Raw genomic sequence first — 7,248 nt, forward strand, 5'->3', positions numbered from 1 at the left:
GCCTAAAATTTAGTAGAAATAAATCGATCTTTATCGTTGCTTGCGTGGTTTATATCTTAGGAATTTCATGTGCGTTAAGTGGCACAAGCGAATTTAAAGATGTGCTTACATTTTTTGGTAAGAGCTTTTTCGACCTGCTTGATTATCTCAGCTCAAACATCATGCTCCCACTTGGTGGCATCTTGTTTGCTATCTTTGTTGGCTACTTTATGAAATTTGAGCTTTTAAAAGAGCTATTTGTGCCTTATATGGGCAAGGTTGTATTTAAAATTTGGTATTTTTTAATTAGATTTGTGGCTCCACTTTTAGTTCTGGTGGTGTTAATAAGGGAGATCTCATAATATGGCAAAAGAACAATTTTCTAAAATAGGCTATGTTTTGGCAGTCGCAGGGTCGGCGGTCGGACTTGGTAATGCGTGGAAATTTCCATACATGGTTGGTGAAAACGGCGGCTCGGCGTTTATTATCCTATATCTTTTGATAACTTTTCTAGTCGGCGTGCCTATCTTTATGGCGGAGCTTAGTATCGGCAAGCTTAGCGAGAGCGACAGCGTAAATGCCTTTAGAAAGCTCGCACCAAAAAATAAAAATTTGTGGCAGATCGTGGGAATTTTAGCCATGGTAACAGCGGCTATCATCTCATCATACTACATCGTGATCATCGGTTGGGTCTTTAAGTATTTCACGCTCTCATTTAGCGGTCTTCCAGGCGATATAGATAGCTCAAAGGCGATATTTAACGAGCTGCTCACACACGGCCTTGGCGAGCAGACACTTTACTTTGTTATAGCATTTGCGGCCTGCTTTTTCATCCTATCAAAAGGCGTAAAAAGCGGCATAGAGAAGCTAAATGTTTGGATGATGCCAAGTTTATTTATCATGGTTTTGATCATGCTTGTTTACTCTATGACGATGAGTGGCTTTGTAAAATCAGCCGAGTTTTTGCTGATCCCAGACTTTAGTAAAATTTCATTTAACTCACTCTTGCTGGCTCTTGGCCTTGCATTTTGGACGCTATCTCTTGGCATGGCAGCGATCATTACTTATTCAGCTAGCCTAAGTGATGATACAAATTTAGCCACCTCAACGCTAAGTATCGTCTTTATAAATATCATCTTAGCCATTATGATGGGCCTTGTTATCTTCACATTTATATTTGAATTTGGCGCTACTCCGTCTCAAGGACCGGGCCTTGTCTTTATCTCGCTTCCAACGCTCTTTGCAAAGCTTGGCGCGATCGGTCAAATTTTAGCGGTGGCATTTTTTGCTGCGCTCATCTTTGCTGGTATCACTTCAGCCATCTCTATCGTCGAGCCATTTGTATTTTTCTTGATCAGAGAGTATGGCATGAGTAGAAAAAAAGCGCTTTGCATAGTTTGTGCTGGGATATTTATTTTAGGATTTTTATGTCTTTTATCAAATATAGAAAACGTTGGCGATAAATTTACGCTCTTTGGTAAGAATTTCTTTGACTTCCTTGACTTTACCGCTTCAAATATCTTGCTACCTATTAGTGGTATCGGCGGCGCGATATTTGTTGGATATTTTATGAAAAGAGATGCGCTTTATGTGCTATTTAGCCCATATATGAGTGATTTTGTATTTAATGCGTGGTACTTTTTACTAAGATATGTGGCGCCAGTTTGCGTGCTTATCATCATGGTAAATGAGCTATTAAAGGTTTTTAATGGATAAGTTTGAGAGGTTTTTTGATAGGGCCGGCGATATAGTCGGCTATATTTGTATGTTTGTCATGGCTTTGATGATAGCAGATGTCTTTTTTAACGTCGTGGCAAGATACTTTTTCTCTTACGGCAACGTCGCATTTCAAGAGCTTGAGTGGCACTTTTTTGCCGTGATATTTCTGCTTGGTATGAGCTATGCGCTAAAAGAGGACTCGCACGTTAGAGTTGATATCTTTTACGCTAAATTTTCACCAAAAAACAAAGCCCTTGTAAATATGCTGGGCACTGTGTTTTTTGTCATACCATTTGCGCTTTTGGTTTCAAATTTATCGTTTGAGTTTGTCGCAGACGCCTACACTAGCTCTGAAGCGAGCGCAGACTCGGGCGGTCTTACGCATAGGTGGATCATAAAGGCCCTTATCCCTTTTTCATTTTATGTCCTTATATTTTTTGCGATTGGCTTTTTTATAAGAAATTTAAATCGCTATAAGAAAGCTAGTAAGGAGAAAATATGGCGGGATTAATAATGTTTATAGCCGCGCTATTGATGCTTGGCATTGGCTTTCCAGTGGCATTTACCTTTGGTGCGGTTGCGATGATATTTGGCATGGTTGGTAGTTTGATCGAGGGTTTTAGCGATGGCAACGGCCTAATTGGCAGTATCGAAGTTTTTAGAGATATGTTTAACTTCATGCCATATAGAATTTTCTCTATCATGGAGAGTAGAATTTTCATAGCCGTTCCGCTTTTTGTATTTATGGGTGTCGTACTTCAAAAGTCAAAACTAGCTGAGAGGCTACTTGAGAGCATGGGTATGCTATTTGGTGAAATTCGTGGCGGTATCGCGATAAGCACTATCTTGGTTGGCGCACTTTTGGCTGCTTCAACTGGTGTGGTTGGCGCTAGCGTTGTTGCTATGGGAGTTATAAGCCTACCAGTTATGCTAAAGTACAAATACGACCAAGCTCTAGGGTGCGGCACTATATGCGCTGCTGGTACTCTTGGGCAGATCATCCCACCATCTATCGTTCTCATCATCTTGGGCGATATCTTTTCAGTGCCAGTTGGCGAGCTATTTCACCAGGCGTTTTTACCAGGTCTAACGTTAGTTGGCGCCTATATCGTCTATATCTTGATCGTTGCTTATCTAAAGCCAGAGATCGCTCCTGTGGTAAAAGATGAGAGCGGAGTTAGTAAATTTAGACAGGTGATAAGAGCGCTTGTGGCTATCTTCCCGCCACTTTTGCTAGTTATCTGCGTGCTAGGCTCTATCTTTGCAGGTATCGCAACGCCTACTGAAAGCTCAGCTTTTGGCTGTGTGGGTGCTATCATCCTTGCTATGTTTTATAAGACTTTTTCGTTTTCAATGATAAAAGAGGCCTTGGAAGAGAGCGTAAAAACGACAGCTCTAGTCTTTGCCATACTTGTTGGTGCAACTGCCTTTTCTATGGTGTTTAGCTACACTGGTGGCGACGAGATAGTTGAAAATTTCATGACAAATTTACCAGGCGAGAAGTGGGGCTTTATCATCTTTAGTATGGTCGTCATCTTTGTACTAGGATTTTTCATCGACTTTGTTGAAATTTCATATATCGTGCTTCCTATCTTGGTGCCGATCGCCGCGAAACTAGGCATAAATCCAGTCTATCTAGCGATCATTGTGGCTATGAATTTACAAACTTCATTTTTGACGCCGCCATTTGGATTTAGCCTATTTTTCCTAAGATCAGTTGCGCCTGCTGAGATAAAAACGACTGCTATTTATAAAGGCGTCATCCCATACATCATCATCCAGATAGTGGTACTCATCTTCTTTTGCTACTTTTTAATGGAGCTAAAACCGATGATCGATGCGAGCCACGGCGGATTATTTAACTACATACTCTCACTTTTTAAATGATATAAAAGTTTTTGGTTGTAAAATACCAAAATAAGCAAAATGGCTAATTTGAGTTTCTGCCCAACTTAGCCATTTTTTATGACCGCTTTTAAAGCAAATTTATAAATTTAAAGAGGTGAGCAATGGCAAAGAAATTTATCGATGTTATGGATACAACCTTTAGAGATGGCTTTCAGTCGGTTTATGGCGCTAGAGTGCTTATGAACGACTTTTTGCCCGCGCTTGAAGCAGCAAAGGAAGCTGGCATAGAGCATTTTGAATTTGGCGGTGGGGCTAGATTTCAAAGCCTTTATTTTTACCTAAACGAAGACGCTTTTGCCATGATGGATAAATTTAGAAGTATCGTAGGCCCAAAAGCAAATCTTCAAACTCTCAGCCGAGGCGTAAATACCGTCACCCTTGACACTGGTAGCCGCGAGCTTATCGACCTTCACGCAAAACTTTTTAAAAAACACGGAACAACTACTATTAGAAATTTTGACGCATTAAATGATGTTGAAAATTTAAAATATTCAGGCGAGAGGATCGCTCATCACGGCCTAAAACACGAAGTAGTCGTCACTATGATGGACCTGCCAAGTGGCTGTGTCGGAGCGCATGATGTTAAATTTTATGAGAAAATTTTAAGAGAAATTTTAGACGCAGATATCCCGTATCACAGCGTTTGCTTTAAAGACGCAAGTGGTACAAGTAGCCCACAAAAGGTCTATGAGACCATAAAAATGGCTAGAAAACTTCTTCCTGAAAAAACTCATATCAGACTCCACACGCATGAAACCGCAGGCGTAAGTGTCGCTTGCTATCTTGCAGCGCTTGAAGCTGGTGTCGATGGTATAGATCTAGCTGCAAGCCCAGTAAGTGGCGGCACAAGTCAGCCAGATATCCTAACCATGCTTCACGCAGTAAAAGGCAAAAACTACGATCTTGGCGGACTTGACGTCGAAAAAGTTTTAAAATACGAGAGCGTTTTGAATGATTGTTTAAAAGAATACTTCTTGCCGCCTGAAGCTGTGCAGGTAAGCCCTCTCATACCATTTTCACCTATGCCAGGTGGCGCGCTCACTGCAAATACCCAGATGATGAGAGATAACAACATCTTAGATAAATTTCCAGAGGTCATCCTTGCGATGCGCGAAGTGGTGCAAAAGGGCGGATATGGCACCTCAGTGACCCCTGTTAGTCAGTTTTACTTCCAACAAGCATTTAATAATGTAATGTTTGGCAAGTGGAAAAAGATCGCTGAGGGATACGGCAAAATGGTGCTTGGCTACTTTGGCAAGACCCCAGTTACGCCTGATAAAGAGATCATTAAGCTTGCTAGTGAGCAACTAGGCTTAAACCCAACTACAAAACATGCAGTTGATATAGCCGATAAAGATGAGACCAAGTCGCTTGCACACGTTAAAGAAATTTTAAAACAAAATAAGATCAAAGTTACTGAAGAAAACGTCTTTATCGCTGCAGCTTGTAAAGAAAAGGGCATCGCATTTTTAAAAGGCGAGGCGAAAGTAAATGTTAGAAAGATCGACCCAAAAGCCAAAGCAAACGAGGGCAAACAGGCTCAAAGCGGCAGATATAGCGTAGTCGTAAATGGCAGCCGCTACAACGTCGAGGTAAGCGAGGGCTTTAACGATAGCATACAGGTAAAATCAATCACCGAAGTTGAAAACAAAAGCGCAAAGGGCACTAAAAAGAGCTCGGTAGCTGCGACTGAGAACGACATCGTTGCAAATTTGCCAGGCGCTGTGCATAAAATTTTAGTTAGCGCAGGAGATAGCGTCAAAAAAGGTCAGGCCGTAGTCGTGCTTGAGGCGATGAAGATGGAGATAGAGGTCAAAGCCCCAAAAGACGGCGTCATAGCCTCAGTTGAGGTAGAGAAAGGCCAAAGCGTCGCGAACAATCAAGTGGTGGCTAAATTTAAGTAAATTTAGCCCTTTAAAAAGATAGTGTTAAGCGAAATTTGATTAACATTTTGATGACTTTTAGGTCAGAATTTATAAAGAAACGAAAATTTAAAAGGAAACAACATGATAAATAAGCTAGACGAGCTAGGTCTAAAAGAGATCAAAAAGATAAATCATAATCTAAGCTACGACGAGCTTTTTGAGCTTGAAAAGGCAAACAATGAGGGCAGAGTCTCAAGTAACGGCACATTTATGGTTGATACTGGAATTTTTACAGGCAGAAGCCCAAAAGATAAGTACTTTGTCAAGCAAGATCCAAGCCAAAAATACATCGCTTGGGGCAAGATAAATCAGCCTATCACAAAGGAGCTTTTTGACAAGCTTCTTAAAAAAGCAAAAGAGCAGCTAAGTGGTAAAGAAATTTTTATCCAAGATGCATTTTGTGGAGCTAGCAAAAAGAGCCAAAAATCAGTCCGCTTCGTCACCGAAGTAGCGTGGCAAGCGCACTTTGTAAAAAATATGTTCATCCGCCCAAGTGAAGCGGAGCTGGCTAAATTTGAGCCTGATTTTGTAGTATATAACGCTTGCAAGACAAAAAACGAGGACTACAAGGCTGATGGGCTACATTCAGAGGTCTTTGTCATCTTTAATGTCGAGGAAAATGTCGCAGTGATCGGTGGCACATGGTATGGCGGCGAGATGAAAAAGGGCATTTTTTCTATGATGAACTACTGGTTGCCACTTGAGGGCAAGCTAAGCATGCACTGCTCTGCAAACGTAGGCGAGAAGGGCGATACGGCGCTATTTTTCGGCCTATCTGGCACTGGTAAAACGACACTTTCAACCGATCCAAAACGCAAACTAATAGGCGATGACGAGCACGGCTGGGACGATGATGGGGTGTTTAACTTTGAGGGTGGCTGCTATGCAAAATGTATCAATCTTGATCCAAGCAGCGAGCCAGAAATTTACGCAGCGATCAGGCGTGATGCACTACTTGAAAATGTCGTGGCTGACGAAAACGGCGTGGTTGATTATAAAGATGGCTCAAAGACTGAAAACACACGCGTGAGCTATCCGATCTATCACATCGACAACTACGAGCCAAGCTCAAGTGCTGGCCATCCAAAAAATATCATCTTTTTAAGCGCTGACGCTTTTGGCGTGCTTCCTCCAGTTGCAAAGCTAACAAAAGAGCAGGCGATGTATTATTTCTTAAGTGGCTACACAGCAAAAGTTGCTGGCACAGAGCGCGGTATCACCGAGCCAGTCGCTACTTTTAGCGCTTGCTTTGGCGAGCCATTTATGCCACTTCACCCAACCGTCTATGCAAAACTGCTTGGTGAGAAGATCGATAAACACGGCGTTAATGTCTATCTTGTAAATACAGGCTGGAGCGGCGGTGCTTACGGCGTTGGCAAGCGTATGAGCATCAAAGCAACGCGTGCTTGCATAAATGCGATCTTAGACGGCAGCATCACAAAATGCGAATTTGAAAATTTTGATAAATTTAACTTCGCTATACCAAAAGAGCTCGATGGTGTCGAGACAAAACTGCTAAATCCTATAAATACATGGACACACCCAGCTGAGTACAATATTTCACGCGACAAGCTTGCTAAAATGTTTGTTGAAAATTTCAAACGTTACGAAGATGTAAAAGAGGGCGTTGAGTACGCCAAAGCTGGTCCAAAAGCTTAAATTTATAGCCTTGCGGGTAGGTTACCTACAAGGCTTTTAAATTTAAACTATCAAATAG

At 41.7% G+C, this 7,248-nt stretch carries 5 protein-coding genes and 1 pseudogene; all 6 read left to right on the plus strand.

The features are described from left to right. A pseudogene (locus tag Q0296_RS07715) lies at positions 1–341 on the plus strand (sodium-dependent transporter); the annotation flags it as partial. A 1-nt stretch (position 342) separates the two neighbouring features. Continuing rightward, a complete protein-coding gene (locus Q0296_RS07720) occupies positions 343–1,695 on the plus strand; it encodes a sodium-dependent transporter (protein WP_298038950.1) in 1,353 nt (450 codons plus the stop codon). Beyond that, entirely contained in the window at positions 1,688–2,209 is a 522-nt protein-coding gene (locus Q0296_RS07725) for a TRAP transporter small permease subunit (RefSeq protein ID WP_298038953.1), read from the plus strand. Before Q0296_RS07720 ends, Q0296_RS07725 begins: the two co-directional genes overlap by 8 nt. Beyond that, the gene (locus tag Q0296_RS07730) at positions 2,197–3,585 is read left to right on the plus strand and encodes a TRAP transporter large permease subunit (protein ID WP_298038956.1); all 1,389 of its coding nucleotides are present in this window, start codon (positions 2,197–2,199) and stop codon (positions 3,583–3,585) included. Before Q0296_RS07725 ends, Q0296_RS07730 begins: the two co-directional genes overlap by 13 nt. Positions 3,586–3,707: 122 nt before the next feature. After that, positions 3,708–5,510 (plus strand): biotin/lipoyl-containing protein, encoded by a 1,803-nt coding sequence (locus Q0296_RS07735; protein ID WP_298038961.1) that lies wholly within the window; start codon positions 3,708–3,710, stop codon positions 5,508–5,510. Between the two features lie 105 nt (positions 5,511–5,615). Continuing rightward, on the plus strand, positions 5,616–7,190 hold the full coding sequence (gene pckA / locus Q0296_RS07740) for a phosphoenolpyruvate carboxykinase (ATP) (RefSeq protein ID WP_180999304.1): 1,575 nt from the start codon (positions 5,616–5,618) through the stop codon (positions 7,188–7,190). Positions 7,191–7,248: the final 58 nt, after the last annotated feature.

It is taken from the genome of uncultured Campylobacter sp., assembly GCF_937890585.1.
Taxonomy (GTDB): Bacteria; Campylobacterota; Campylobacteria; order Campylobacterales; family Campylobacteraceae; genus Campylobacter_A.

Bases quoted from the DNA above. Each gene is read 5' to 3' on its own strand.
- Q0296_RS07720 (WP_298038950.1), top strand. From the start codon at position 343: ATGGCAAAAGAACAATTTTCTAAAATAGGCTATGTTTTGGCAGTCGCA.
- Q0296_RS07725 (WP_298038953.1), top strand. From the start codon at position 1,688: ATGGATAAGTTTGAGAGGTTTTTTGATAGGGCCGGCGATATAGTCGGC.
- Q0296_RS07730 (WP_298038956.1), top strand. From the start codon at position 2,197: ATGGCGGGATTAATAATGTTTATAGCCGCGCTATTGATGCTTGGCATT.
- Q0296_RS07735 (WP_298038961.1), top strand. From the start codon at position 3,708: ATGGCAAAGAAATTTATCGATGTTATGGATACAACCTTTAGAGATGGC.